The following is a 25,549-nucleotide window of genomic DNA, read 5'->3' as shown; positions in this document are numbered from 1 at the left end:
ACTTTGTAATCTATAGTATGTATTTCAGACTTCCTAGTCTGAACAAAATGATTTTTTATTTTCAAACAGACTGGAAAGTCTATCATACGTAATTTCTCCTATACAACCCCAAAAATCACAAAAAGATGCGACAATTTATTTTATTTTTTCTATTCCTTTCATTTTCATTTACTGTTTTTGCTCAAAATGACACTATAAAGGTAGAAAATTTGGATAAACCACTATCAAAAGTCAAATTTAGTGCGTATTTAGAAACCTATTATATTTATGATTTCAATGAACCTGAAAATCATGTTCGTCCAAACTTTTTTTATGCATATCATCGTCATAACGAACTGGCTTTAAATTTAGGATTGATTCAAGCTGATTATGAAACTGAAAAAGTTCGTGCAAGACTTGCGCTTATGACAGGAACGTACTCAAATATAAATCTAGCAGCAGAAGAAGGTGTTTTGAAAAACATTTATGAAGCATATGCAGGAGTGAAAATTTCAAAAACAAAGAATATATGGATTGATGCAGGTATTTTTAGTTCACATATTGGTTTTGAGAGTGCGATTGGAAAAGATTGTCCAACTATGACACGTAGTCTGTTAGCTGAAAATTCGCCTTATTATGAAAGTGGAATCAAAATTTCTTATACTTCAGATAATGAAAAATGGTTTCTATCAGGACTTTTACTCAATGGTTGGCAACGCATTCAGCGAGTAGAAGGAAATCAAACACTTGCTTTTGGACATCAAATTACTTTTAAACCAACTAAAAAAATCACTTTTAATAGTAGTTCTTTTATAGGAAATGACTATCCAATAGCAGAAAAAAAGATGCGTTATTTCCATGACTTTTTTATGAAAGTTGATTTTTTAGACAAATTTGAAATTATTGCAGGATTTGATATTGGTGCAGAGCAAAAACAGAAAGAAAGTTCGGAATATAATGTGTGGTATTCGCCTATTTTGATAGCAAAATATAATTTTAATGAAAAAATTTCTTTAGCTGTACGAGCAGAACATTATAACGATGAAAATGAAGTTATTGTAGTCACAGAAACTCAAAATGGCTTTCAAACGTCAAGTTATTCTATTAATCTGGATTATAAAATAACAGAAAATATACTTTGGAGAATCGAATACCGTAGTCTGAAAAGTAAAGATGACATTTTTATAAAAAATGAAAATTCAGTTTCTACTAACTTATTTTTGGGCTCTTCTTTAGCTGTTGGTTTTTGAAACGTATAAATTGTTTGTAATAGACAAAAAAAAATAAAAATTTGCTTTAATAGTTGTATTTTGCTTAGATATAGAAATAGTTTTTTATATTTACTAACATGAAACTTTTAACTTAAACCCCAACGAATATATGATTATCTATGAAAGTGATTATTCAGTTTTTGATTACGATGAAGAAAATTCTATCTTTTCACACATTTTTAAATCAGGAAGCGAAAATTTAAATGCTGAAAAATTTAAGAAAGAAATGCTCACCTATCTTGAGTTTTTTGAAAAATACAGACCTAAAAAGGCTTTAGTAAATAATCAGAACATGGAGTATATTATTGTACCTGAATTGCAGGAATGGCATGCTCAAAATATCTTTCCTAAGTGCATTGAGCTTGGAGTGGAAATGGCTGCCATAGTAGAAACACCTGATTTATTTGCTCAAGTAGCTATGGAACAACTCATGGAAGAAGAAACTACAGGAGGATTTGCAGTTCGTTTTTTTGATGATGTTGATAAAGCAAAAAATTGGCTAGTATCATAAGTTCTTTATATGTTATCAATCTATTTTTAATAAAAAAAATCTATTATTTTAATTTTTAATCAACATGAATAATCGTAAATCCATGAACAGTCTTTGGTTAGATATGCCTGAAGATGTACAGGTACGCCAAGGTTGTGAGCCAATAGACTGGGCAAAACTAGAACAAAAAATAATTTTAGACGGCAATTTTATTGTTCGTGAAGCAACAGAAGCTGACTTAGAAGGTGCATCAGAAGCCTATAAAACAGGATTTCCAGCTCTAAAAGGCTGTGATTTTGAATTGCTGTTTACACCTGATGGTTTTGCTCCTTTTGTTGGGCAAGGTGAGACATTTAATAAAGGAAATAATTTTCTTATTGTTATTGAAGAAGTAGCAACCAAAAAAATTGCCTCAGCTTTAATAATTACGATGTGGAAAATGTTGCGTAGAGGCGAGTTATTAGTTATTGCTACTCATGAAGATTATCAAGCTGCTGGCTTAGGAACTGAAATCTTGAATGCAGCCGACAAATTATTTGAAGATTCAGGTGTTGAAATGGCTTATGGCTGGTGTGCAGGTATGCACACAGTTACACAGACTATTTTGAAAGATATGGGTTATGTTCCTAGAGCTGTTGTACCAGGTTTGTATAGACTTTGGGCAGGCGAAGGTGAGCAATATCGTAGAACAGTAGAAGTATTTTTTCAAAAATTCTATGGGGGTGCAGAAGAAATGTGTACAGCCGATTTGAATCTTTTACCAGAAATAGAAAAATTACTTATTCCTTGGCGTAAATAATTTATTCTTCAAAATTATTTCTCAAAAACTCACTTGTTTCATAAAATGAGTGAGTTTTTTATACAACGAACTGATAATCCAAAACAAAAAACTCAAACATTTCTGCTTGAGTTTCTTTAATTTAACTTGTTCAAGTGTCGACGCTTGAACAAGTTAAATTTATTTCCTAACAGCTCCAATCGGCATATTTGGGTCAAAAAGCCCATACAATTCTGGATTCTGACGGTAGTTTGTATACTGGCGAGTTTGTGTTTGGACATAATCAAAAAGTTCTCTTACCGAAACAATATTATCAGCATTAAAATCAGCCTCGCCTTTTAAGCCACGAATCAAATAATAACTAAAAACTCCTTGGCGAATGGTCTTGTTTTCAAGTGAAGTTTCTTCTGCTTTTGAGGACATCATAAGTGCCGTTCCTCCCGAAGTTTTGGCAAGAGCTTGGTAATATTTATCCATAGTTGCTTTTACATTTCCTCTCAAATTTTCACTACTACTTCCCGAATGACAGGCATCTGCAATAAATAATTTGTTTTTTGCTTTGCAACTCGTAAAAATATCTTGAACGTCTTTGTGCAGGAGTTTAGTGCTTTCTGTTCCATTGTAATCGTAAGGAATAAAACTACCTTCCAAACCGTGTCCAGCATAATAAAAAATAACTAAATCATTTTCAGAAGCAGCACTAAACTTTTGACTTAAAGAATTAGTAATTTGTGATTTTGTAGCATTCTCATCTACTAAAAGTGTAATTTGATTGTCAGAAAGTGCGCCACCCTCTGGGCTTTTCAAAAAGGCATACATTTGATACGCATCATCATCTGAATAACGCAGTGTTGGCATTGCTGTATAACTTGCCACACCTACTACAACTGCCCAAACTTTTGGCATTGAAGCGATAGCATTTTCTGCACGAGTGGGAGTAGTAAAGGTAATATTTGCTTTATCTGAAAAAAAAGTTCCTTGTGCTGTTGTTGCTTCCAAACGAATTTCATTAGTTCCGTTTTGCAGTGGAATTTTGCGTTTTATAGTAATAGCACACATAGTGCTTGGGGTGACGGTAAGTCCTCTAATTGGGTCTTGTTCTTTATTATTCACAAAAACTTTTACTTCATTTACCATCAGTTCGGATTCCAGACACACTTCTAAATCAAAAAAAGAATTTGAAACGGTTGCTGTAAGTGAAGATGGGTTTTGAAAATGAAATTTTACATTTTTTTGTTCGTTTGCTTTCTTTTCTTCTGCAATAAGTTTGTCAAGAGTTACAATTTTCTTTGCAATTTCTACTCGGTTTGGGTGTCCTTGCTCTCTGGCTAACTGTAGATTCTTTAGACTTTCTTCATACTTTTTATTTAAATAATTAATTGTAGCTAGTTCATAATTTATTTCTGCCGATTTGCTACTTCCTTCTCCTAAAGCCAATCTAAAATTTTCAACTGTTTTATCAGAATTATTTAATTTTTGATAGGCATATCCTTTAAATTCATAAATTTCAGTATTAATTTGAGAATCTTTTTTGGTATTGGATTTTAATGCTTTATCAAAATAAGTAATAGCTTCTTTGTAAGAATCCATTGAATAATAACTTTTACCTTTCCATAGATTTGCTTCTGCCAATTTATAATTAAATAAAATTGTTCTGTCCAAATCTGAAATTGCATCTTTATACTTTTCCAAATGCCATCTTGCTATTCCTCGTTGAAGATAGGCTTCCATATTTCGGCTATTATGTTTTAGAGAAGTTGTATAATCAGTTTCTGCTTGTACGTAATTTTTTTGTACCAGTGCTTGATTTCCACTTTTTAGATAATGTATATCATACTGTGCAACTACCAAGGTTTGACAGCAAAATAAAAGTAAAAAAGTAAGTGTAGTAGTTGATATAAAGGAAAAAGTAGGCATAGAAGTAAAATTTAATATTTAATTAAGCTGGTATTTATTCAGAATTACTCATCTGTATTCTTTATTTTAACGAATAAAATTTGGTATTCGTCTATCAAAAAAGAGTATTCATCTATTCTTATTTATACGTACGCAAATAATATGCAAAAAGGTGTCTGAAAAAGGAAATGCTTTTTAAGTTTAGTTTTTTTTGTAAAATAATCAACCTGAATTAAGTTTTGTATCTAAAAACTTTTGAGTAATTTTAGGCTGAATCAACTAAACAAACATAAACAAGTAAAAATATGCTTACAGAAACACAAAACGTATCAGCAGGTCAGCAAAAATTCATAGACTTAGAAGATAATTATGGAGCGCACAATTACCATCCACTTCCAGTAGTGTTAGAAAAAGGTGAAGGTGTTCATGTTTGGGATACAGATGGGAAAAAATATTACGATTTTCTTTCAGCATATAGTGCTGTTAATCAAGGGCATTGTCATCCCCATATCATAAAAGCTCTTACTACACAAGCTCAAAAATTGACACTTACTTCTCGTGCATTTTACAATAATGTATTGGGAAATTATGAAAAATTTATGACAGAATTTTTCGGTTATGATAGAGTTTTGCCAATGAATACAGGAGTAGAAGGAGGAGAAACAGCAATCAAGCTTTGTCGTAAATGGGCATATAAAGTAAAAGGAATAGAAGAAAATAAAGCAAAGATACTTTTTGCAGAAAATAACTTTTGGGGAAGAACACTTGCAGCCGTTTCTTCTTCGACAGACCCAAGTGCGTATAGCGATTATGGTCCTTATTTACCTGGTTTTGAAATCGTAAAATATAATGATTTGTCTGCTTTGGAAAAAGCATTGGAAGATCCAAATGTGGCTGGTTTTATGGTTGAGCCAATCCAAGGAGAAGCTGGTGTAGTTGTTCCTGATGAAGGATATTTGAAAAAGGCTTATGAATTATGTAAATCTAAAAACGTTCTTTTTATTGCAGATGAAGTGCAGACAGGAATTGCAAGAACTGGAAAGTTAGTATGTTGTGACCATGAAGGTTTTCAACCTGATATTTTGATTTTGGGTAAAGCTCTTTCGGGTGGTGTTTTTCCTGTTTCGGCAGTTCTTTCTAGTCACGAAATTATGCTTACCATCAAACCAGGTGAACACGGTTCTACTTTTGGTGGAAATCCATTGGCTTGTGAAGTGGCAATGGCAGCTTTGGAAGTTGTAAAAAATGAAAATCTTTCTGAAAGAGCAGAAGAATTGGGTAAAGTTTTCCGTCAGAAAATGAGTGAATTGGCTGATAAATCAGACCTAGTAAATTTAGTTCGTGGAAAAGGTCTTTTGAATGCAGTAGTAATAAATGATTCGCCAGATAGCTCAACGGCTTGGGATTTGTGTGTTGCTTTGAAAGAAAATGGATTGCTTGCCAAACCTACACACGGAAATATTATTCGTTTTGCTCCACCACTCGTAATGACAGAAGAGCAATTACTAGAATGTTGTCAGATTATTGAAGATACAGTTTTGAATTTTAAGAAATAATTTTTCCAAAATAGTAATTTAATAAAAAACGAATTTCATTTTTTTGAAATTCGTTTTTTTATGACTCTTAAACTGTAATTCCAATGATACAAATATCATCAATTTGTTTTTGTTCTGTTCCAATCCAATCCATCAAAGTCATCTTTAAAGCTCTACGTTGGTGTAACATAGACGAAGTAGAAGTTTCATACAAAAGACTACGGAAGCGTTTTGACATAAATTTACGTCCTTCTTCTCCTCCAAATTGGTCTTGGTAGCCATCAGAGTACAAATAGAATGTTTCTACTTCTTCTAAATCAATAACATGATTGGTATATTTTTTATCTTGTACCTTTTTATTTCTTCCTCCTATCGAAACAGCATCTCCTTTAATAACGGTCATATTTTTTTCTTCTCCTCCTCGTTGTCTTTTCTTGTGCATATAAACGAGAGGATTTTTTGCACCTGCAAACTCTAAAACTTTTCTCTCACTATCTATAACAGCAATAGAAATATCCATTCCATCTTTATTTCCTGTTGTTTTTTGCTTTAAAATATCTATGATTTCTCGTTGTAATGTATCTAAAATCTCACTTGGTTTAGTTATTTTATGGTGTTTTACAATTTCATTGAGAAGTGTAATTCCTAATAAAGACATAAATGCACCTGGAACGCCATGTCCTGTACAATCAGCTACAATAATAACTTTTCGATTATCTACTTCTGCGTACCAAAAGAAATCTCCTGATACAATATCTTTTGGAGTAAAGAAGACAAACGAATCTTTAAAAATAGATTTCATTTCTCTAGTGCTTCCTAATAGTGCAAATTGAATTCGCTGTGCATAATTTACACTTGATACAAAATTATCATTTTGTTGTTTTATCAATCTTGATTTTTGTTCAATATTGAGCCTAAAGATTTCAGATTTAGTAATGTCTTGTAATGTACCTCGTTTTCCTATCAAGATGTCATTTTCATCAAATGAAGGATAGGCTTTTTCTTTTATGTAAAGTGTCGCTCTTTTAGGTACATGTATTCTATATACTTCGCTAAACTTTTCTTTATTTTCTATAGCTTCTTCCCATTTTTTTATGACTCTTTTTAAATCTTTGGGTTCTATCCAACTTCTAAACTCTTCCAAGGAATTAGGGAAATCTTTTTTATCAATTTGAAAAATACCTTCAAAACTTGCAGACCATTCTATTTCCTCAGATTCAATATTCATATCATAACTCACTATTTTTGCTAAAAGTTGAGATTCTTCTAGTCGTTCTTTGTTCTTTTCTACATTATCAAAAAGAATTTTTACTTTTTCATTTTGTACAATTTCTTGTGTAACATCTTGAGCTGTTCCTATCAGTAAATAAGGTTCTCCTTCATTATTGTAGTTAATCAAAGAAAAAGCACGGTAATGCTTCCAATCTTCTTTTTCAGATAAATGAGTTGGTCTTGCTCTATAATGCGTCAAGAGTTCTTTTTGGTTTCTTGTTGCAGCTTCTGCAAGAGCTAGTTGATTACTTTTGTAATCTTCAGGATGGACAATTTCTCTGAAAGTAGCTGAATTAAATTTCTGACCTTTTTCTAATCTATAAATAGATGGCAAATTATCTGAATGAGTGATGAGTTCTGTTTCTAAATCCCAAACAAAACTACCCATTTTTGCCATTTTTTCAGCACGATTGAGCAAATCTTGTTTTTGTTCGATTTCGTCTTGAGCAGATAATAAATTATCGTTAATCGAACGCAATTCCTCTGCATTCATTCTTAACTCTTCTTGTGATGCTTCTAATCTTTCATTTTTCAATATTGACTTTGCATTGGCTTCTTCTACATCAAAAAAAGCTTGTTTTACTCTTTCTATCATTGGTTTTAAACCAAATACTGATAAAGCGATTACAAAAATCATGATAACTACCACAACTACAAACTGTACAATTTTCAAATTTGTAACCTTATCTTTTGCCTCTTGCTCATAATTATTAATAATAGATTGCATACGAGAAGAAAATTCTTCTTGATTTTTTTCTAATGTTCTTACTGTTTTGGCTTCGTGATTCTGAAGGCTTAAAGAATCTACATTTTCGATAGCAAAAATAGGATTTAAAAGCTCATCAATTCCTATAACTATATTTTCATAACTACTTGCCAAGGTATCAAAGGCATCATCAATAGATTGAGAGTTTTGATGTTCTTTACTAATTCCTAATGTAAAAGATTTTTGAGTGAGATTTTCATGTCCTTCTTTGAAATTTTTTAAGGTAATAAGTAAAGAATCTATGTGCCTTATTTTTTCCTTTTCTAGTGTAACAGGTATTCTACTAGAATGATAAAGAATTTTCTGACTCAGTGTAGACTGATTGCTTCCAATTTTAATTAGATGTATATCATCTTGTTCTTTATAAGAAAAATCTTGAAGCAACAAAAAACCTGCAACTAATATCAATCCAATCAGTATAGGAAAGAAGGTGTTTGCAAGGCGCATTCGCTGTATAATTGCCTTATTTTTTGCATTATATTTTTCAATGTTACTATGACGTAAATCACTATTTTCTTTTAGTCTATCTATATAAAAACCAATTGTCCCAAAAGCACCTCCCAAAACAAAAGGAGCAGAATCAATTACAAAATGGATAGGATTAATACGGTGAATCTGAACAACTGTTTCTAAACTTAATGACATTTCATGAAAAAATAATCCATCAAGAATCCAAGAAAAGAAAGGAAAAAGAAGTCCAAATAAAAATCCTCCTAAAGTATAGCGTTGTGTGTTTGAAATAGGAGTCATATAAAGATTAAAAAATGAAACACTTAGAGCATTACTAACCCGTAAAAGAGAGTTATATTTTGAACTACAAATCTAATTAATTTTTATTACTTGAGACATATTTGTTTTACGAAATTCATTTTTTTTAATAAATAGCTGTCTTATATAGAGTTGAGTTTCCAAGGTCACTAGTTAAAATCAGTTTTAGTGTTAAATTTTAATTCCGATTATACAAATATCATCAATTTGCTTTTGATGTCTTCCTATCCAATCTCTCAAGTTATTTTTTAATGCTCTACGTTGTTGAGACATAGAAGAGTTATAGGTATCATAAAGAAGGCTTCTAAATTGTTTGGACATAAATTTTCGTCCGTTCTCTCCCCCAAATTGATCTTGATAACCATCAGAATACAAATAAAATGCTTCTACTTCATTTAAATCAATGATATGATTGGTATATGTATTTGATTCTACTTTTTTACTTCTTCCTCCTATAGACACTGGATCTGCTTTGATAACCGTCATATTAGATTTTTCGTCTCCTTCTTTTCGTTCTTTGTGTATATAAACAAGAGGATTTTTTGCTCCAGCAAATTCTAATGTCCCTTTTTCCTTATCAACAACAGCAACAGAGACATCCATTCCATCTCTATTCTTAGTTGTTTTTTGTTTTAATATATCTGTAATCTGTATTTGTAATCCTTCTAAAATAAGACTTGGAGTAGTTATTTTACGATATTCGACAATTTCATTCAAAACCATTGTTCCTAATAAAGACATAAAAGCACCTGGTACGCCATGCCCTGTACAGTCAGCTACTACAACAATTTTACGATTATCTACTTCTGCATACCAATAAAAATCTCCTGAAACGATGTCTTTTGGTACAAAAAAGATGAAAGAATCTTTGAAGATATTCTGTATTTCGTTCGTTCCTCCAAGTAAAGCAGACTGAATACGTTGAGCATAATTAACACTTGATACAAAGTTGTCATGCTGATTTTTTATTTGCTTTGATTTCTGTTCAATATTAATTCTAGCTATTTCAGACTTAGTAACATCTTGTAGTGTTCCACGTTGCCCTATCAAATTTCCCTCTTTATCAAAAGAAGGATACCCTTTTTCTTTTATGTAAAGTACATGGTTGGAAGGAGTATTTATTTTATATATTTCATTAAATTTATTTTTTGATTCTACCACTTCTGCCCATTTATTAGTTACTCTCACCAAGTCTTGAGGGTCTATCCATTTTCTAAAATCAGCTAGAGAACTAGGAGTGTCTTGTTTGTCTATATAAAAAATATTTGCAAAGCTATCTGACCAATTTATACTTTTGGATAGTATATCTATATCATAGCTTGCTATTTTAGCGAGTTGTTGTGCTTCTTCCAAATGCTCTTTATTTTTTTCAGCATTCTCAAAAAGGGATTTTACTCTCTGATTTTGCTTTATTTCTTCAGTAATGTCTTGAACTGTACCGACAACTTGATGAGCTTCATCCTTATCATCATAGTTAATCATAATAAAAGCACGATAATGTTTCCACTCTACCATATCAGCAAGATAGGCAGGTCTTGCTCTATATTCTGTAAAAAACTCTTTTGTGTGTGTAGATATAGCTTCAGAAAGTTGATTTTGACTGACCTCAAAATCATCAGGAGCTACATTTTCTTTAAAGACATTAGGAGTAATTACATTTCCTTCTTCTAATCTATATATATAAGGTAAATTATCTGAGTGCTGGATTGTTTTTTCCTTCAAATCCCAAATAAAACTACCCATTTTTGCCATTTTTTCGGCTTGGGAAAGTAAATTTTGTTTTTGTTCTATTTGCTCTTGGGTGGCTAATAAGTTTTCATTTTTCTCTAAAAATTTAGCATTAGCTTCTTCAACATCAAAGAAGGCTTGTTTTACTCTATCTACGGTTGGCTTGAGTACAAAAACAGCTAAACTAGATATAAATAAAATAATCACTACTACTAAGGCAAACTGTATGGTTTTAAAATTTTCGTTTTTATTATCTACTCTTTTTTCATAGTTAGTAATAATAGATTTCATAAGAATGGAAAACTCCTCTTGATTTTTTTCTACTTGCTTTATTGTTTTTGTAGTATTATTTGTAAGGTTTAAAGAATCAAGGTTTTTGATTGGAAACGGAATCAAAAGTTTATTGCCATTCGTAATTACATTTTGATAGCTTCTTTTTAAGGAATCAAATAAATTTTGATTTTTTTGATTTGCTCCTACTAATTCAAATTGTTGTATGAAATTTTGGTGTCCTTCTTTCAAATTTTTTATTGCAAGACGTAGCGAATTGGTATGTTTTGTTTTTTCATCAGCTTCTGTAATGGGAATCTTAATAGCATTATAGAGTATATTTTGACTAATTATACGCTGATTATTTCCAATTTTAATTAAATAGAGGGCATTTTGCTCTTTACTTGAAAAGTTTTGTAATAACAAAAAGGATGTTATCAACATAGTAGAAATTAGGATAGGAAAAATGCTATTTGCAATTCGCATTCTTCTTATAATAGCTTTGTTATCTTTATTGTATTTATCAATATTGGTATGATGCAACAAACTATTTTCTTTCAATCTATCAATATAAAAACCAATTGTACCAAAGGAACTTGCTAAAATCAAAGGAACAGAATCTATGACAAAATGTATAGGATTATTAATATGAAGACGAACCACCATATTCCAACCTAAAGTCATTCCATTAAAAAATAACCCATCTAAAATCCAAGAAAAAAAAGGAAAAAGAAGTCCAAATAAAAAACCTCCAAGTATATAACCCTTTGTGTTTGAGATGCTATTCTTCAATTCATATAAAAGTTTAACAATGAAATACTTTGGCTACTACTAGATTCACAATAATATTGCTAATTCATAAATATAGCTACTTTTCATGAAATTTCATATTTAGAAAATGAAATTAAGTCATTTGAAATTATTTCTTCGACAAATCAGTCTGATTAAGATGTATTCAAATATAATTTTTGTGATTCAATTTAAACAATGCAAAAAGATTTGTACTTTTGCACCGTTAAATTTTTACACAAAATTAAAGAAAATGAATAAGTTTTTTTCTATACTTTCTGTTTTGGTAACGTTATTTTTTATTGCGTGTTCGCCAAAAACAGTTTCTAATAAGGTAAATTACCCACAATCGCCAACGCTTCTAAAAATAGATGACCAAATTGTTTCGGCCGATGAATTTGAATATCTCTATCAAAAAAATAATTCGACAGAGGAAGACAGCCTTTGGAATAGAGAAAAAATTCAAGAATACTTAGATTTATATATCAATTTTAAACTCAAAGTAGAAGAAGCTAAAGAGCTGGGAATGGATACTTCTCAGGCTTTCAAAAAAGAATTTGAAATTTATAAAAATCAGCTTGCTGAGCCGTATCTTACACCTAAAAATGTAAGTGAAAAATTGGTAAAAGAAGCCTATTCTCGTCTGAATGAATCAGTGCGTGCTTCTCATATTCTGATAATGGTAGAGCAATATGCAAATCCAGAAGATACTTTGGCAGCCTACAAAAAGATTCAAGATGTTAGAAAAAAAGCTATAGCAGGAGAAAATTTTGCAGAATTGGCTAAAACGTATTCTGATGATCCATCAGGTAAAATAAATGGAGGAGATTTGTATTATTTTTCTTCTCTACAAATGGTTTATCCTTTCGAAACAGCAGCATATAATACCGAAGAAGGTAAAGTTTCGGAGATTGTTCGTACTCGTTTTGGGTATCATATCTTAAAAGTTACTAACAAACAACCTTCTTTAGGAAAAGTGCAGTTAGCACATATTATGATTCGCTCATCTGATGGAATGATTGCAGAAGATACATTGAAGGCATATCGAAAAATTCAAGAAATTTATACGCAATTAGAAAAAGAAACTGATGAAGCCAAACAAAAAGAATTATTCGAAAATTTAGCAAAGCAGTTTTCAGAAGATTATCGTTCAAGAGAACGTGGTGGACAGCTTACCAATAATGGAAATCCAGAGTTTACTTCAGGAACGCTTGTACCTCCTTTCGAAGAAAAAATTTCTACTCTCAAAAAAGGAGAAATTACAGCACCTTTCAAAACTGCTTTCGGATGGCATATTGCTAGATTGATAGAAAAAGATGCTATCGAACCTTTTGAAGAGTTGCAGCCTATTCTGCAACAAAAAATAGCCAAAGATTCTCGTGCTGAAATTCAACAAGCTGTTTTGATTGATAAATTAAAAACTGAAAATGGTTTTTCTCAAAACAAAAAAGCAGACGATTTTTTAACACAAATGGCTGCTGATTCAGCTATTCAAAAAGCAAATATGTGGACGGTAAAACGTTTTGAAAGTCAGAATCCGAAATTAATGAAGGATAAAAATTTATTTATGATTGGAACAAAAAACTATACTTTAGATGATTTTGCATCTTATTTGGAAGAAGGTAATAAATTGCCTGCTCCTGAAAAAGCATTGCCTTTTTTAAGAGAGGAATTCCAAAGTTTTGTAGCTCAAAAGATTATTGATAATGAAAAAGCATTGTTATCAAATAAATATCCTGACTATCGTTTCTTATTGCAAGAATATTATGATGGTATTTTGCTTTTCAAGATAATGGAACAAAAAGTTTGGGCAAAAGCTCTAGCTGACCAAGAAGGTTTAATGGGTTTTTACGATGAAAATAAAGAAAATTACCGTTGGCAAGACAGAGCAAAAGTTACTATCTATAATGCAGCTGATAAAAAAACACTTTCAATGTTGAAAGATAGTTTGAAGTTAGGTTACTATGAAACAGATAATTTCAAGCCTTTACAACTTGAGTTTTCTAGAAAAAATACGAATTTATCAGAAAGTCAAATAAAAAAATTAGGTCCTTTTGCACTTGCAGCCAAAACAAATCCTTCTTATGTTCTTACTATTGAAGCAGCAAAAGCAATAGGAGAAACTGATGCGATGATGCAAAGCCGTATTGATGCGATAAAAGCATATTTCAAAAGAGAAAGCGTGGATAATGTTCGTTTTGTAGCTCAAAAAATAGGTAATGCAAATGCTGCAAAAGCAACTATCCAACTCAAAATTTTCACAACAGATTATAAGGTTTTGGAAAAACGCTTTAATAAAGAAAATGCACTTCGTTTAGAAATTACAGAAGGACTTTTTGAAAAACAAGCACAACCAGTTCTTGCAAAAGTAGACTTCGAAAAAGGAGATTATACTGTTGAAGAAAATGGTAGAATGTATTATGTAATTGTTGAAGAAATTGAACCAGCTAGAGTGAAAAAATTAGAAGAAACTCGTGGTGTTGTTATTTCTGATTATCAACAATTCTTAGAAAAAGAATGGATTGAAGAACTACGTAAAAAATACGAATTCAGTACAGATGAAAAAGTAATGCAAGCTATTTTGGAGAAGAATAAAAAGTAAAATTATTTTAACCAGCTCAAAAAAACACCTTATTTTATTCATTTTTTTGGATAGAAGGAGGTGTTTTTTTGTAAATCTTTTCTAGTACAAGAATATCAAATACACGGCTACAATAAATCACTTATTAAAAACGAGCGATAACCTGCTGTTTTGTGAGCCATATAAGGAGTAATCTGCTTACTGTATTTTTTTTGTCTCTGAAGCAATAAACGTAATTCCAGCAGCTAGAAATGTATAGGTTAATATATTTAGAATGAGAGCTACATAAAAAAGTGAACCATTTAATAGATTATCATTTTCTGTAAACTCTTCAACGAGGAAAAAAGGATACTTGAAGGACAAAAATATTCTTTGAGAAAGCTCACCTAGCCAAGTTATTTCTAGTGTTCCCTCATCATGAGCAAAGGCTAAAACAAAATTTGCAATACACAAAACAAACAAAACAAGAAAATATAGCAGAAAAAACTTTGTGAATTTGTTCATTTATAATAGTTTTACTATCTGTTTATTATCTCACTACAAATCTAAATGTATTTAGGCAGCTTACTTGTATTGTAGAAAGTACAAAGCAAGATATTTTATTCTTGACAGAGTAATTTCCCATTTCTTAATCCTCCAAAGCACTAACCAAAAAAGTATTTTTCAAAGCAAGCCAAATAATCAAGAATACAAATGCCCACGTTAAATAGATTTCATAAAAATCTCTCGTCAATGTAAATTTGTTTTCTTTGATTTCAGAACGTTCTAATTTATCAATCGTAGAAAAAATTTCTCCTAGAGAAGCATTATTGGTAGCTCGGAAAAATTTCCCCTCACTTATTTGTGCAATCTGACGCATAACAGTTTCATCAAGCGTATTATCAATATATTGAACCTGTCCAAAACGGTTTCTGTAAGGCACTTTTCCTTCTTTACCTACACCAATAGTGTAAATTTTTATATCATATTTTTTTGCTAGTTTGGCTGCCGTAATTGGGTCAATTGTACCTGCGTTGCTTTCGCCATCTGTCAAGAGTATCATTACTTTTGATTTGGTTTCGCTCTCACGCATTCTATTTGTTCCTACTCCAATAGCACTTCCGATGGCTGTTCCTCCTTTTTGTATCATTCTGAAATCTATCTCATCCAAATACCCATAAAGAAGTTCGTAATCTGTGGTAAGTGGGGCAAGACTAAAAGCATCGCCAGCAAAAACTACAATTCCGATTCGGTCTTGCAAACGTCCTTTTATGAAGTTATTAGCTACCATTTTGGCTGCTTCTAAACGATTTGGCTTGAAATCTTCAATTTGCATAGATTCCGAAATATCCATTACAATCATAATATCAATACCTTCTGTATAACGTTCAGGAGGCTGTTCAGATGTTTTTTGAGGGCGAGCAAGTGCAATCAAAACAAAGATTAAAAATAGACTGAAAAATACTTTTGGAACGTGTCTCAAAATTGTCCAAAAATCTGATTTCAAACTTTTATCTGGAAAGGCAACTTCTAATTTTTGACGAAAACGCACAAAAATAAGCCATTTCAGTAAAAATAAAAATGGAACTCCAATAAGTGCATACAACCAAAATGGACTTTGCCAATCAAAACTACGAAGCGTTTCAAGACTAAACCATTTAAAATCTAACCATTCAAAACTTGATTTATCAAACATTTTCTTCTTGATTTAATTTTCTATTTCTTTTTTCAACTTGTTTCTCAACAGATGAATTTTGTTTTTTTGCTTTTTTATTTAAGTCATCTTCGGAAGTTACTCTCAGCTCTGCCAAACGTTTTTCAAAGATATTAATGGCATAATTCTTTAGATTTTGAAGTGCCAATTCTGTATTATTATCTATTTGTCCTCCATAAATGGCTCTATCAATTACTTTAAGATTTTGTCCTAAAGATTCATTTTTGGTAAGGCGAGAAATTTCACTTGATGTATAAGTAGTAAAAGGCTCATTTTTGAGCTTTTCGATATAGGCTTTCCACATTCCTAATGTATGGTCGGTTGCTTCTGGATTTTCTATTCGTTTTAATTGGTTAGCATATTCTTGTATAAATTTTTCATGTTGGCTCTGCAAACGTTTCAAACGATAGCCTCTTCGAATGCTTTCGCCAAAAAACACAAAGAACAAAATAACTCCTGCTAATAAAACAACTACAATTAATCCATACAAAGGATAGTTTGTAAATCGTGGAATTTCCAAAAAAGTAGTATTTTGATAAAAAGTAATACTATCTTTTTGTAGCATATTTTGTAAAGCTGACTTTGATAAAACAAACTCAGTTTGTTTGGTAGAAACTTCTGTAAAATACTTGAGTGTGTCACCTGTCTTTTGGTCAAGAACAAAAACGGGTAGTTTAAGTGTTTGGGTAGTATCTAATTCAAAAGTTCGTAGCCAATAAATAGCACTATCAGTCGCTATACCTTTTGAGTCTGTTTGAGTAGGAAAGGCATTTGTTTTTACCCATTCAAAAGGCTCAAAATTATAGGTAGAATCGGCAAAGATAACTTCTTTGTCATAATTATGAACAAAGACGACTTTGAAAGGAATGTGCTTGCCAACCTTCAAACTGTCTTTTGAAAAAGAGCCTGTTATAGTTGGTAAATTATCTTTTTCATTATTATTTTGTGCAGAACTAAAAAAAGCACCAAAAATAAAATTTCCAAATAGAAAAGATAAAATTAGTAAAGGAAAAAAGTATTTTTTATTGATTTTCATATTTTATCATTACTTTTCACGGTATCGAAACCACGAGGGTCTTCAAAACCCTTAGGGTTTAAAATTCAAGATTTTTTTATTACAAACTTAACTTATAGAGTTCCTTTTTGCAATAGAACAGCTAAACTAATAACTTTTTTTGTGCAAATGCTTTGGGAAAGTTAGTCATTTTTTTTTTATTCTTCTTCAACAGCTTATGCTTTATTCTCAAAAAGACTTTATCAAGATGCAACGCTAAGAATGTTTTTTGTATCTAAACCAAAAAATAACTTAACTAGCTATGGCAGACAATTACTTTGATTTTGATTTGAAAAATAGAATCATTTTTCTTTTTTTCCTTTGTTGCATTGGAATTTCTCAAAATACAAATGCTTTATCTTCTTTTGCTGATTCAGAATTTGTTGCTGAAAAAAGAGAGACAAAAATATCTAAAACAGAATCTAACAGAAAAAATAAGCATGACTATCAAAAAAAATCTACTAAAAAAACTATTTTTAAATCTAAAAATACAAAATCAAATACCAAAGTAAAAAAAATATCGTTTCGAAAAAAACTTTCTATCTTAAAGCTAGTTCTAAAAAACAAACCCTCCAATAAAAAATATTATAGATTTAAAGAAAGTAACAAATCTATAAAGAGGTCTACAAAATGGAATGGTCAGCATACAGCTGGTCTCTTAAGTTGGGCAAGTGTTCTTGTAGCTGTAATGGCTTTTTTTACAGGATATTTTTTGCTTGGGATTTTTGCTTCTTGCAGTGCAATTCTTTTTTTGTTTTTAATTTTTGTAGAAAAAGGCAATAAAGGAACAGTAGATAATGTACTTTGGCTTTTTTCGCAGATTATTAATATAATAGTTATTATAGGAACTATTTTTGACTAATTTTCTCACGTAATTTTGGATTTTTTTTATTGTGCATATATTTTTTTCAATTTAACCCTCAATTTTTATTTTATGAAAACTACCTTTTTAACACTTGTTCTTTTAGTATTTGGATTTTCTTCTTTTGCTTTCATGCCTTCTTTCCCTGCTGAAAGCACTTCTACTTCAGAAAAAAATGTAGCTGTTGCTTCTGAGAAACCAAAAAGTGAATCAGAAAACAAAACAGAAACTAAAGAAACTAAAACTGTTACAGCTAAGGAACTCACTCAAAAAATGGAAGCTAATTATGAAGCCAACAAAAAACAAATGAGCTTTAAAGAACGTTTGGCTAGTAAATTACTTATCAAAAAACTTCAAAAAGCAGTAAAAAAAGATGCTAAAAGCCCAAATAAATCAAAAGGTTCGACAGAATTGTTTCATATTTTAGGCATTTTATTGATTGTTTTGGGGGTTATTAGCCTTATTTTCCTAAATTTATATGGAGGTGTTGTTACTATTGTTATTGGTATATTCATTTATTTATTACCAGAACTGATTTAGGAATGACTGTTCAAGATTTTTAATAGAAAATAAAGCAATGTATTTTTAATTGCATTGCTTTTATTTTAATTAAAATGTGCTCATTTTTTTAATAATTATATTTTTTTACCTTTTATTATTTACAAATATGAAATTTTTTTCAATCATATTGATTTCGCTTTTTATCAATTTTTCTTCTTTTGCTTTTATGCCTGCTGAAAGCAAATCTAATTCATTAATTTCTGAAAGAAGTAATTCTGAATCGGAAGCTAAAACAAAAGAAACTAAAGCGCAGACAGCAAAAATAAACTCAGCAGAACTTATTGAGAAACTGGAAGCTAATAAGTCAAAAATGAGTTTTAAAGAACGTTTAGCTACTAAACTCATTACTAAAAAACTCAAAAAAATAGAAAAGAAAGAGTCTAAAAACATCAAGTCTACGAAAGATACTAGCCCATTAGGAGCTATTTTCAGAATAGTAGGTGTTGTTTTGATTATTTTGGGTGTAGTAGGGTTATTTACTGTTACTGTTACAGCGGGTGTTGGTGCAATCTTATTAGGACTTCTTTTATTTATACTACCAGCATTGATATAAAACTTTGTTTTTTGATTTTTTTCTAAAAAGCAGTGCATTTTTAATTAAATTGCACTGTTTTTTTGTCGATTTTTATCAGTTTTTGTCAAACTATTTCATTTTTTTATTAGAAGCATTCAAAACAAAGTAGCCCAAAATAGATTTGTAAAAATAGGCATCATTAACTATAAAAAAGACCTTTCCCATAAAAATAATCAGTCATGAAAATAATTGAATTACTCAAAAATCTAAAGACACAATCCATACAAGGAGATTTAGAATGTGCAATAAATCAAATTCAATTTGACTCTCGCAAGATACAGAAAGATGATATGTATGTCGCTCTAAAAGGAACAGTGGCAGATGGACATCAATTTATAAAACAAGCCATTCAAGATGGTGCAAAGGCGATTGTCTGTGAAAAATTGCCTGTTTATTTAGAAAGTCATGTCACCTATCTTGAAGTAGAAAATACAGCAAAAGCATTAGGAATAGTAGCAGGTAATTTTTATGGAAATCCTTCTAAAAAACTCAAATTAATAGGTGTAACTGGCACAAATGGAAAAACGACAGTCGTAACAATTCTTTATAAATTATTCAAAAAATTAGGGTATAATGTAGGACTAATTTCTACAATTCATAACAAAATAAAAAGCCGAATTTATCCGTCTACGCACACTACACCTAATCCAGTAGAACTCAATCGACTGCTTGCTGAAATGGTGAAAAAACGCTGTACACATGTTTTTATGGAAGTAAGTTCGCATGCTGTTGTACAAAAACGAATTGAAGGACTTCATTTTAAAGGAGGTGTTTTTACCAATATTTCACACGACCATTTGGATTATCATGGAACGTTTGCAGAATATATTAGAGCTAAAAAAGGTTTTTTTGATATGCTTCCTCATACTTCCTTTGCACTTGTCAATCAAGATGACAAAAGAGGATTGGTTATGCTGCAAAATTGCAAAGCCAAGCATGTTACTTATTCAATGAAATCTATGTCTGATTATAAAGTCAGAATTATGGATAGTTCATTTGAAGGAATGCAATTACAGATAGAAGAAAGACATAATGGCAAAATTAATGGAAAAGAAACATGGACTAAACTGATTGGACATTTTAATGCCTATAATTTATTAGCTGTTTATGGCGTAGCTATGCTTTTGGAAGAAGATGAAGATGAAGTTTTGACAGAATTATCTAATATAAAGGGAGTAAATGGTCGTTTTCAGCGTTATACATCCTCTTTAGGAGTTCATGCGATTGTAGATTATGCTCACACACCTGATGCACTTGAAAATGTTTTGAAGACAATAAGTGAAATCAAAAAAACACATCAACATTTAATAACTGTTGTGGGCTGTGGGGGAAATAGAGACAAAACTAAACGTCCAGAAATGGCAAAAATAGCGACTAATTATAGTGATTGGTCTATTTTTACATCAGATAATCCACGAACAGAAGAACCAGAAACAATTATAAAAGATATGTTAGAAGGCGTAAAAGAAGTAGAGCCTTCAAAATATCAAATTGTTACATTGCGAAAAGAAGCTATTGAAAGAGCATGTAGCATGGCAGGTAAAGATGATATTATTTTGGTAGCAGGAAAAGGGCACGAAACCTATCAAGAAATAAATGGAGAACGTTTTGAATTTGATGATAGAGTTGTTTTGAAAGAATCTTTGGAGTGATTTTGTTAATACATTTAAACACAGAATTGGCAGAGAACACAAAGAAATGAAATATTCTTTTGAAATTATTTTAGAGTAATTTTGTTTTACCTAAAAAATTAAATTATGCAGCATCATAAATTTGCCATAGTCTTTACATGTTTTGTCATTATATTTACAGGAGTACTAGGTTCTATTGCTTTGTACGTTGGTATTCAACAATATAATAAAACAAATTTTCTTGTTGAAAATGGCATAACTACTACTGCTGTGGTTATAGATGTAGGCAAAAAATATGTTCAAAGTCCAAAACGTGGTCATGGTAAGTATGTTGCCTATGCACCCATTCTACAATATTCTGATTTAGAAAATAACAAAATAACATTTACGCACAACGTACCTGCAAATTCTACATCTATTATTCATGAAGTTGGAGACTCTATACAAATAATTTATCAGAAAAATAAACCATACAGAGAACGAGAAAATTCTTTTCAAGGACTATATCTGATTCCAACAGTTGGCTGTTGTATGGGACTTTTAGCTTTAAGTATTGCTCTATGGGGCGTTATTTCAATCTTTAGAAATATAAAAATGAGATAGAAATGAAATTATTTTAAAGTAATTTTGTTCTACTTAAAAAAACTACTCAAAATTAAATCTGCTTTTATGTATAATTTTCTTAAAAATATAGCTTTCTATTCAGCCTTACTTTTTTTTATACAATCTTGTTCCTCAGCTCAAAAAACAGGTTCGCCCATGAACGAAAGTATGGAAAGTACAGAAACTGCCACTAATCAAGATAAAAAAGAACGTGCAGAAGAAGATATTGCAGCAGGAGCTACATCAGAAGAAGCAGAAGACCCAACTATGGTTGTAGAATCAAAACCTTTGAATCAACTTTCTATTCCAGAACAAAAGTTTATTATTGAAAGAATAATAAAAGTGAAGGATAATAAAAGCGAAAGTAATATTTCTAGTGAACTTACAAGTGAAAATGAGCAATTAAGCGTTTCAAATAAACATGCAAAAGTATTATTATTTGCCAAAAAACTAGAAAAAGGCACTTATCCGATTGCAAAAAATAATCTTCCTTACGCAAATGTACACGTAATGCTCACACAAGGTACAGAAAAGATTGAAGGAGATTTAGAAAATGGAACTGTAAATTTATTGCTTTTAGATTCAGCAGGAATAACAAAAGGAAGGTTTGAAGGAACGCTCATCAAAAATAATGAGCGTTATTATATTGGAGGAAACTTTTCTAATTAATACAAAACCCTAAGGGACTATGAAGACCCTTAGGGTTGAAAATTTATAATTAGTTACAAAACTTCAATCATAAAGTTATGATTTGTATAGATACAAATATCAGCAGCGATTGTTAAAGCTTCTTTTACCATTTCTTCGGCTGTCAAATGTGGGGCATGGCGTTTGAGAGCAAGAGCAGCAGATTTTGCGTACATACTTCCCGAACCAATTGATTCTACATCTTCATCTGGCTCAAGCACATCACCTGAACCTGAAATATTCAAGATTCCGTCTTTATTAACCACAATCATCATGGCTTCTAACTTGCGAAGATAACGATCTGTACGCCAGTCTTTTGCTAGTTCTATGGCAGAGCGTTTTACATTTCCACCATATCCATTTAGTTTTTCTTCGAATCGCTCTAAAAGTGTAAAGGCATCAGCTGTTGAGCCTGCAAAACCTGTTATTACTTTTCCGTCTGCAATCTTACGAATTTTTTTGACAGTAGATTTGGCTACTGTGTTTCCCATTGTTGCTTGTCCGTCTGCTCCAATAGCAATTTGTCCGTTGTGAGAAACGGCAAGGACAGTTGTTGATTTTATTTTTTGCATAGTTTTTTGTTTGATGTCGTTGGTGAGTACACCAACAACGGCATAAATATTTCTTAAACCTAGTTTTACGGCTGCATTTGAGCCTAAACGATGGTTCGTTTATTAATTAAAATTCATCATTAAAATCAGTATCAAAGTCAAATATTTTGCGTTTGTATTCATACTGACGACCAAAATAAACGTCTTTTACTCTATTATTTTGTGATACTTCTTCAGGAGTTCCATTGATAAGGGGGTTTCCTTCAAACATAATATAAACTTTATCACAAATAGATAAAGTTTCATTGGCGTTGTGGTCTGTGATAAGCACACCAATATTTCTTTGTTTGAGCTTGGCAACGAGCATTTGTATATTTTCCACAGCAATTGGATCTACACCAGCAAAAGGCTCATCTAACAAAATAAAATTTGGATTAGTTGCTACTGCCCTAGCAATTTCAGTACGACGACGCTCCCCACCAGAAAGTAATTTTCCTTGTATTTTTTGAAAACGCTTCAAACGAAATTCCTCAATAAGTTCTTCCATTCTTTCTTTTTGTTCTTGTTTGGTCAAATCTCGCATTTGTAAAGGAGCCATGATATTTTCCTCTACAGTAAGTTCTCTAAAAACAGAGGCTTCTTGCGCCAAATATCCAATGCCAAGTTGTGAACGGCGAAACATAGGAAGTTTTGTAATATCTCTATCATCAAGATAAATTTTACCACTATTAGGCTTTACCAATCCTACAATCATATAAAAAGAAGTTGTTTTTCCAGCACCATTTGGTCCTAAAACACCTACAATTTCGCCTTGATTTACTTCTATCGAAACGCCATTAACGACAGTTCTGCCTCCGTAGCGTTTGATTAAATTTTCTGCTCTTAAAACCATTTTTTTACAGTTATCAGTTATCAGTTACCAGTAATCAGTGAAATTCAATTTTATTTCCTTGAGTAACTTTGTACTTCTGTGTTTATAAAATATTTTTACATTCAAACTTACGAATTACTAATCGTTTTGATGTAATTCTGTTTTTAACAAAGCCTTATTTTGTGAATAAATAAGTATTTTATCTCTATTTATAGAATCTTTTAAGAATTTTGAAATAGAATTGTTGCTAATTAAATCAACATCAATATTCAATTCTTTTTCTAAATCTAATTGTAATTGAATCAAATCAAATAAAGAAAAATCAATACAATGTTCTATTAAAAAATCTATATCACTACTTGGATTTTGCTTATTACGAGCATAAGAACCAAATAAATACACTTTTTTAAGTTTGTGTTTTTTCCAAATTGAATGTAAATTTTGCAGCATATGTATTAAACCGTCAACGAACTTAAAAGTGTCGTTGAGGTAATTTATCTCTATTCAAATAAAGCTAATTCTACCCATTCACACAAAATATGTCCTACCAAAATATGACTTTCTTGTATGCGTGGTGTATCGTCAGAAGGAACATTCAAAATTATATCACAAATTTCTTTTAATTTTCCTCCTTTATTTCCTGTCATTCCTATCGTAATCATTCCAATTTCTTTGGCTGCTTCGACGGCTTTTACAATATTTGGAGAATTTCCAGAAGTAGAAATCGCCACCAAAACATCGCCTTCTCGTCCCATTGCCTGTACCATTCTTTCAAAAACAATATCATAACCATAATCATTTCCTACGGCTGTCAGGTACGACGAATTGACATGCAAGGCTTCGGCAAAAAGAGGTTTTCTATCCTTATAAAAACGACCAGAAAGTTCGGCAGAAATATGTTGAGCATCAGCAGCACTTCCACCATTTCCACAAAAAAGAACTTTTCCACCTTTTTCAAAAGTCGTTTTCCAAGCCTGTGCAGCTTTTGAAATGCTTTCTAATAAAGGTTCATCTGTCAAAATTCGCTCTTTTGTAGCGATGCTTTCCTGTATGCGTGTGTTTATGAAATTTTTGTTCATTTATTTCTTTTTATTGTTTTATCACAAATTTACCAAATAAAAATCTCAAAACTGTAATACTAGTTTTAAAGTTGCTACTAATAAAGGAAAAATGTAGCATACGCTTTAGCGTGTGAAAATGTACTGTACACTTTAGTGTGCGAAAAAGCTAGTCTATGAACGAAGTAATCCGTACCGAAAAAATATCAAGGCGTTATAAAATGGGAGATGAAATTATTCACGCTCTCAAATCAGTTTCTATTTCTATTAATTTTGGTGAATATGTCGCTTTTATGGGACCTTCGGGTTCTGGAAAATCTACATTAATGAATATTGTGGGATGTTTGGATACGCCCACAAGTGGTTCGTATGTTTTGAATAAGCGAGATGTAAGCCGACTTTCAGAAGATGAATTGGCAGAAATTAGAAATAAAGAAATTGGTTTTGTCTTTCAAACTTTCAACCTTTTGCCTCGTGCTTCTTCGTTGGATAATGTAGCTTTGCCGTTGATTTATGCAGGATACAACAAAAAAGATAGAGATGCAATGGCAAAAAAAGCATTGGAAGATGTCGGTTTGGGCGACCGTTATCATCACAAACCAAACGAACTTTCGGGTGGACAAAGACAGCGTGTGGCTATTGCAAGAGCTTTAATAAACAATCCAAGTATTATTTTAGCCGATGAACCCACTGGAAACTTAGATACAAAAACTTCGTATGAAATTATGAATTTGTTTGCCGAATTGCATAAAAAAGGAAATACAATTATTATGGTTACCCACGAAGAAGATATTGCAAATTATGCACATCGTGTCGTTTTTATGCGTGATGGAAATATTGAGCGAGATGAAATAAATGAAAATCCAACACAAGTAAATTTAATTGATTTAGCTAAGAAGGAGTAGAAATTTTGTATTTTTGCAGGAAGATTTTAATCAAAACAAAAATCTTTCTCAAAAGATTATAAAAAATATACTATCAACTATAAGTTGTCCGTAATTTTTAATTCGTAATTCCTCCCAAGCTATGCAAACCACAAAAACAAATATAAACGATACAAATTCTGAAAAAATAGTTCGTGCAAAAAAGAATACATTAAAAGATTATTTTGCATTAATGCCTGTTTTAACGTATTTTTTTACAAAGAAAAATTCGGCAAACTTCAATATTCGTGCAATGCACACTATTAATAAAATTTCAATTACTGTTTTTTTATTAGGACTTATTTTTATCATTGTTAAAAAATTATTTCTTAATTGAGTAGAAACCTGTTCAATTAAA

The 25,549-nt window shown here is 31.1% G+C and carries 23 protein-coding genes; 13 read left to right on the top strand and 10 right to left on the bottom strand.

The window, feature by feature from the left end:
* Window positions 1-125 precede the first annotated feature (125 nt).
* From V9L05_RS04040 to V9L05_RS04030, 3 genes are all read left to right on the top strand, one after another.
* Window positions 126-1,229, top strand: a complete 1,104-nt coding sequence (locus V9L05_RS04040; RefSeq protein WP_338814473.1) for a porin — start codon at window positions 126-128, stop codon at window positions 1,227-1,229.
* A gap of 130 nt (window positions 1,230-1,359) precedes the next feature.
* Window positions 1,360-1,761 carry a hypothetical protein gene (locus V9L05_RS04035; RefSeq protein ID WP_338790204.1) on the top strand — a complete coding sequence of 134 codons (402 nt, stop codon included), beginning with the start codon at window positions 1,360-1,362 and terminating at the stop codon, window positions 1,759-1,761.
* A 64-nt stretch (window positions 1,762-1,825) separates the two neighbouring features.
* The gene (locus V9L05_RS04030; protein ID WP_338814472.1) at window positions 1,826-2,539 is read left to right on the top strand and encodes a hypothetical protein; all 714 of its coding nucleotides are present in this window, start codon (window positions 1,826-1,828) and stop codon (window positions 2,537-2,539) included.
* Window positions 2,540-2,698: 159 nt separating this feature from the next.
* On the opposite strand, the gene V9L05_RS04025 is transcribed toward V9L05_RS04030, so the two are convergent.
* Window positions 2,699-4,435 (bottom strand): caspase family protein, encoded by a 1,737-nt coding sequence (locus tag V9L05_RS04025; protein WP_338814471.1) that lies wholly within the window; start codon window positions 4,433-4,435, stop codon window positions 2,699-2,701.
* Window positions 4,436-4,719: 284 nt separating this feature from the next.
* Here V9L05_RS04025 and rocD point away from each other — a divergent pair, with 284 nt between their 5' ends.
* Window positions 4,720-5,970, top strand: coding sequence for an ornithine--oxo-acid transaminase (gene rocD / locus V9L05_RS04020; RefSeq protein ID WP_338790209.1), 1,251 nt, complete (start codon window positions 4,720-4,722; stop codon window positions 5,968-5,970).
* 67 nt (window positions 5,971-6,037) lie between these two features.
* Here the strand turns inward: rocD and V9L05_RS04015 are convergent, their stop codons facing one another.
* Entirely contained in the window at window positions 6,038-8,737 is a 2,700-nt protein-coding gene (locus V9L05_RS04015; protein WP_338814470.1) for a SpoIIE family protein phosphatase, read from the bottom strand.
* 189 nt (window positions 8,738-8,926) lie between these two features.
* Entirely contained in the window at window positions 8,927-11,545 is a 2,619-nt protein-coding gene (locus V9L05_RS04010) for a SpoIIE family protein phosphatase (RefSeq protein WP_338790211.1), read from the bottom strand.
* A 250-nt stretch (window positions 11,546-11,795) separates the two neighbouring features.
* On the opposite strand from V9L05_RS04010, the gene V9L05_RS04005 reads away from it, so the two are divergent.
* A complete protein-coding gene (locus V9L05_RS04005) occupies window positions 11,796-14,144 on the top strand; it encodes a peptidylprolyl isomerase (protein ID WP_338814469.1) in 2,349 nt (782 codons plus the stop codon).
* A gap of 177 nt (window positions 14,145-14,321) precedes the next feature.
* Here V9L05_RS04005 and V9L05_RS04000 read toward each other — a convergent pair whose 3' ends face one another.
* The 3 genes from V9L05_RS04000 to V9L05_RS03990 all read right to left on the bottom strand — a co-directional run bounded on the left by V9L05_RS04000 (window position 14,322) and on the right by V9L05_RS03990 (window position 16,852).
* Window positions 14,322-14,627 (bottom strand): hypothetical protein, encoded by a 306-nt coding sequence (locus V9L05_RS04000; RefSeq protein ID WP_338790213.1) that lies wholly within the window; start codon window positions 14,625-14,627, stop codon window positions 14,322-14,324.
* Between the two features lie 124 nt (window positions 14,628-14,751).
* On the bottom strand, window positions 14,752-15,798 hold the full coding sequence (locus V9L05_RS03995) for a VWA domain-containing protein (RefSeq protein ID WP_338814468.1): 1,047 nt from the start codon (window positions 15,796-15,798) through the stop codon (window positions 14,752-14,754).
* A complete protein-coding gene (locus V9L05_RS03990; RefSeq protein ID WP_338814467.1) occupies window positions 15,791-16,852 on the bottom strand; it encodes a hypothetical protein in 1,062 nt (353 codons plus the stop codon). Before V9L05_RS03990 ends, V9L05_RS03995 begins: the two co-directional genes overlap by 8 nt.
* A 280-nt stretch (window positions 16,853-17,132) precedes the next feature.
* On the opposite strand from V9L05_RS03990, the gene V9L05_RS03985 reads away from it, so the two are divergent.
* The 6 genes from V9L05_RS03985 to V9L05_RS03960 all read left to right on the top strand — a co-directional run bounded on the left by V9L05_RS03985 (window position 17,133) and on the right by V9L05_RS03960 (window position 21,770).
* A complete protein-coding gene (locus V9L05_RS03985; RefSeq protein ID WP_338814466.1) occupies window positions 17,133-17,732 on the top strand; it encodes a hypothetical protein in 600 nt (199 codons plus the stop codon).
* Window positions 17,733-17,804: 72 nt separating this feature from the next.
* Window positions 17,805-18,272: a hypothetical protein gene (locus V9L05_RS03980; RefSeq protein WP_338814465.1), complete on the top strand. Its 468-nt coding sequence runs from the start codon at window positions 17,805-17,807 to the stop codon at window positions 18,270-18,272.
* Between the two features lie 127 nt (window positions 18,273-18,399).
* Window positions 18,400-18,846 carry a hypothetical protein gene (locus V9L05_RS03975; protein ID WP_338814464.1) on the top strand — a complete coding sequence of 149 codons (447 nt, stop codon included), beginning with the start codon at window positions 18,400-18,402 and terminating at the stop codon, window positions 18,844-18,846.
* A gap of 200 nt (window positions 18,847-19,046) precedes the next feature.
* A complete protein-coding gene (locus tag V9L05_RS03970; protein ID WP_338814463.1) occupies window positions 19,047-20,519 on the top strand; it encodes a UDP-N-acetylmuramoyl-L-alanyl-D-glutamate--2,6-diaminopimelate ligase in 1,473 nt (490 codons plus the stop codon).
* A gap of 105 nt (window positions 20,520-20,624) precedes the next feature.
* Window positions 20,625-21,101, top strand: a complete 477-nt coding sequence (locus V9L05_RS03965; protein WP_338814462.1) for a DUF3592 domain-containing protein — start codon at window positions 20,625-20,627, stop codon at window positions 21,099-21,101.
* A 66-nt stretch (window positions 21,102-21,167) separates the two neighbouring features.
* A complete protein-coding gene (locus V9L05_RS03960) occupies window positions 21,168-21,770 on the top strand; it encodes a hypothetical protein (protein WP_338814461.1) in 603 nt (200 codons plus the stop codon).
* A gap of 53 nt (window positions 21,771-21,823) precedes the next feature.
* Here V9L05_RS03960 and hslV read toward each other — a convergent pair whose 3' ends face one another.
* The 4 genes from hslV to V9L05_RS03940 form a co-directional block, all read right to left on the bottom strand.
* Window positions 21,824-22,360: an ATP-dependent protease subunit HslV gene (gene hslV, locus V9L05_RS03955; protein ID WP_338790223.1), complete on the bottom strand. Its 537-nt coding sequence runs from the start codon at window positions 22,358-22,360 to the stop codon at window positions 21,824-21,826.
* Window positions 22,361-22,466: 106 nt separating this feature from the next.
* Window positions 22,467-23,231, bottom strand: a complete 765-nt coding sequence (lptB, locus tag V9L05_RS03950; protein ID WP_338814460.1) for an LPS export ABC transporter ATP-binding protein — start codon at window positions 23,229-23,231, stop codon at window positions 22,467-22,469.
* A gap of 117 nt (window positions 23,232-23,348) precedes the next feature.
* Complete coding sequence (locus tag V9L05_RS03945; protein WP_338814459.1) at window positions 23,349-23,660, bottom strand: nucleotidyltransferase domain-containing protein; 312 nt, start codon at window positions 23,658-23,660, stop codon at window positions 23,349-23,351.
* Between the two features lie 50 nt (window positions 23,661-23,710).
* The gene (locus tag V9L05_RS03940) at window positions 23,711-24,289 is read right to left on the bottom strand and encodes a D-sedoheptulose 7-phosphate isomerase (RefSeq protein WP_338790227.1); all 579 of its coding nucleotides are present in this window, start codon (window positions 24,287-24,289) and stop codon (window positions 23,711-23,713) included.
* Between the two features lie 155 nt (window positions 24,290-24,444).
* Between V9L05_RS03940 and V9L05_RS03935 the strand changes: the two genes are divergently transcribed.
* Both V9L05_RS03935 and V9L05_RS03930 read left to right on the top strand, forming a co-directional pair.
* The gene (locus V9L05_RS03935) at window positions 24,445-25,173 is read left to right on the top strand and encodes an ABC transporter ATP-binding protein (protein ID WP_338790228.1); all 729 of its coding nucleotides are present in this window, start codon (window positions 24,445-24,447) and stop codon (window positions 25,171-25,173) included.
* A gap of 121 nt (window positions 25,174-25,294) precedes the next feature.
* Window positions 25,295-25,528 (top strand): DUF6728 family protein, encoded by a 234-nt coding sequence (locus V9L05_RS03930; protein WP_338814458.1) that lies wholly within the window; start codon window positions 25,295-25,297, stop codon window positions 25,526-25,528.
* Window positions 25,529-25,549 lie beyond the last annotated feature (21 nt).

Origin of the sequence: Bernardetia sp. Wsw4-3y2 (assembly GCF_037126295.1) — a bacterium.
Classification (GTDB): domain Bacteria; phylum Bacteroidota; class Bacteroidia; order Cytophagales; family Bernardetiaceae; genus Bernardetia.
The sequence above is the reverse complement of the archived record's forward strand: the minus strand, read 5'-3'. Positions and strand labels throughout refer to the sequence as shown.

What these genes read in the sequence shown, in the direction of transcription:
- V9L05_RS04040 (WP_338814473.1), top strand. Translation starts at nt 126, where the DNA reads ATGCGACAATTTATTTTATTTTTTCTATTCCTTTCATTTTCATTTACT.
- V9L05_RS04035 (WP_338790204.1), top strand. Translation starts at nt 1,360, where the DNA reads ATGATTATCTATGAAAGTGATTATTCAGTTTTTGATTACGATGAAGAA.
- V9L05_RS04030 (WP_338814472.1), top strand. Translation starts at nt 1,826, where the DNA reads ATGAATAATCGTAAATCCATGAACAGTCTTTGGTTAGATATGCCTGAA.
- V9L05_RS04025 (WP_338814471.1), bottom strand. Translation starts at nt 4,435, where the DNA reads ATGCCTACTTTTTCCTTTATATCAACTACTACACTTACTTTTTTACTT.
- rocD (WP_338790209.1), top strand. Translation starts at nt 4,720, where the DNA reads ATGCTTACAGAAACACAAAACGTATCAGCAGGTCAGCAAAAATTCATA.
- V9L05_RS04015 (WP_338814470.1), bottom strand. Translation starts at nt 8,737, where the DNA reads ATGACTCCTATTTCAAACACACAACGCTATACTTTAGGAGGATTTTTA.
- V9L05_RS04005 (WP_338814469.1), top strand. Translation starts at nt 11,796, where the DNA reads ATGAATAAGTTTTTTTCTATACTTTCTGTTTTGGTAACGTTATTTTTT.
- V9L05_RS04000 (WP_338790213.1), bottom strand. Translation starts at nt 14,627, where the DNA reads ATGAACAAATTCACAAAGTTTTTTCTGCTATATTTTCTTGTTTTGTTT.
- V9L05_RS03995 (WP_338814468.1), bottom strand. Translation starts at nt 15,798, where the DNA reads ATGTTTGATAAATCAAGTTTTGAATGGTTAGATTTTAAATGGTTTAGT.
- V9L05_RS03990 (WP_338814467.1), bottom strand. Translation starts at nt 16,852, where the DNA reads ATGAAAATCAATAAAAAATACTTTTTTCCTTTACTAATTTTATCTTTT.
- V9L05_RS03985 (WP_338814466.1), top strand. Translation starts at nt 17,133, where the DNA reads ATGGCAGACAATTACTTTGATTTTGATTTGAAAAATAGAATCATTTTT.
- V9L05_RS03980 (WP_338814465.1), top strand. Translation starts at nt 17,805, where the DNA reads ATGAAAACTACCTTTTTAACACTTGTTCTTTTAGTATTTGGATTTTCT.
- V9L05_RS03975 (WP_338814464.1), top strand. Translation starts at nt 18,400, where the DNA reads ATGAAATTTTTTTCAATCATATTGATTTCGCTTTTTATCAATTTTTCT.
- V9L05_RS03970 (WP_338814463.1), top strand. Translation starts at nt 19,047, where the DNA reads ATGAAAATAATTGAATTACTCAAAAATCTAAAGACACAATCCATACAA.
- V9L05_RS03965 (WP_338814462.1), top strand. Translation starts at nt 20,625, where the DNA reads ATGCAGCATCATAAATTTGCCATAGTCTTTACATGTTTTGTCATTATA.
- V9L05_RS03960 (WP_338814461.1), top strand. Translation starts at nt 21,168, where the DNA reads ATGTATAATTTTCTTAAAAATATAGCTTTCTATTCAGCCTTACTTTTT.
- hslV (WP_338790223.1), bottom strand. Translation starts at nt 22,360, where the DNA reads ATGCAAAAAATAAAATCAACAACTGTCCTTGCCGTTTCTCACAACGGA.
- lptB (WP_338814460.1), bottom strand. Translation starts at nt 23,231, where the DNA reads ATGGTTTTAAGAGCAGAAAATTTAATCAAACGCTACGGAGGCAGAACT.
- V9L05_RS03945 (WP_338814459.1), bottom strand. Translation starts at nt 23,660, where the DNA reads ATGCTGCAAAATTTACATTCAATTTGGAAAAAACACAAACTTAAAAAA.
- V9L05_RS03940 (WP_338790227.1), bottom strand. Translation starts at nt 24,289, where the DNA reads ATGAACAAAAATTTCATAAACACACGCATACAGGAAAGCATCGCTACA.
- V9L05_RS03935 (WP_338790228.1), top strand. Translation starts at nt 24,445, where the DNA reads ATGAACGAAGTAATCCGTACCGAAAAAATATCAAGGCGTTATAAAATG.
- V9L05_RS03930 (WP_338814458.1), top strand. Translation starts at nt 25,295, where the DNA reads ATGCAAACCACAAAAACAAATATAAACGATACAAATTCTGAAAAAATA.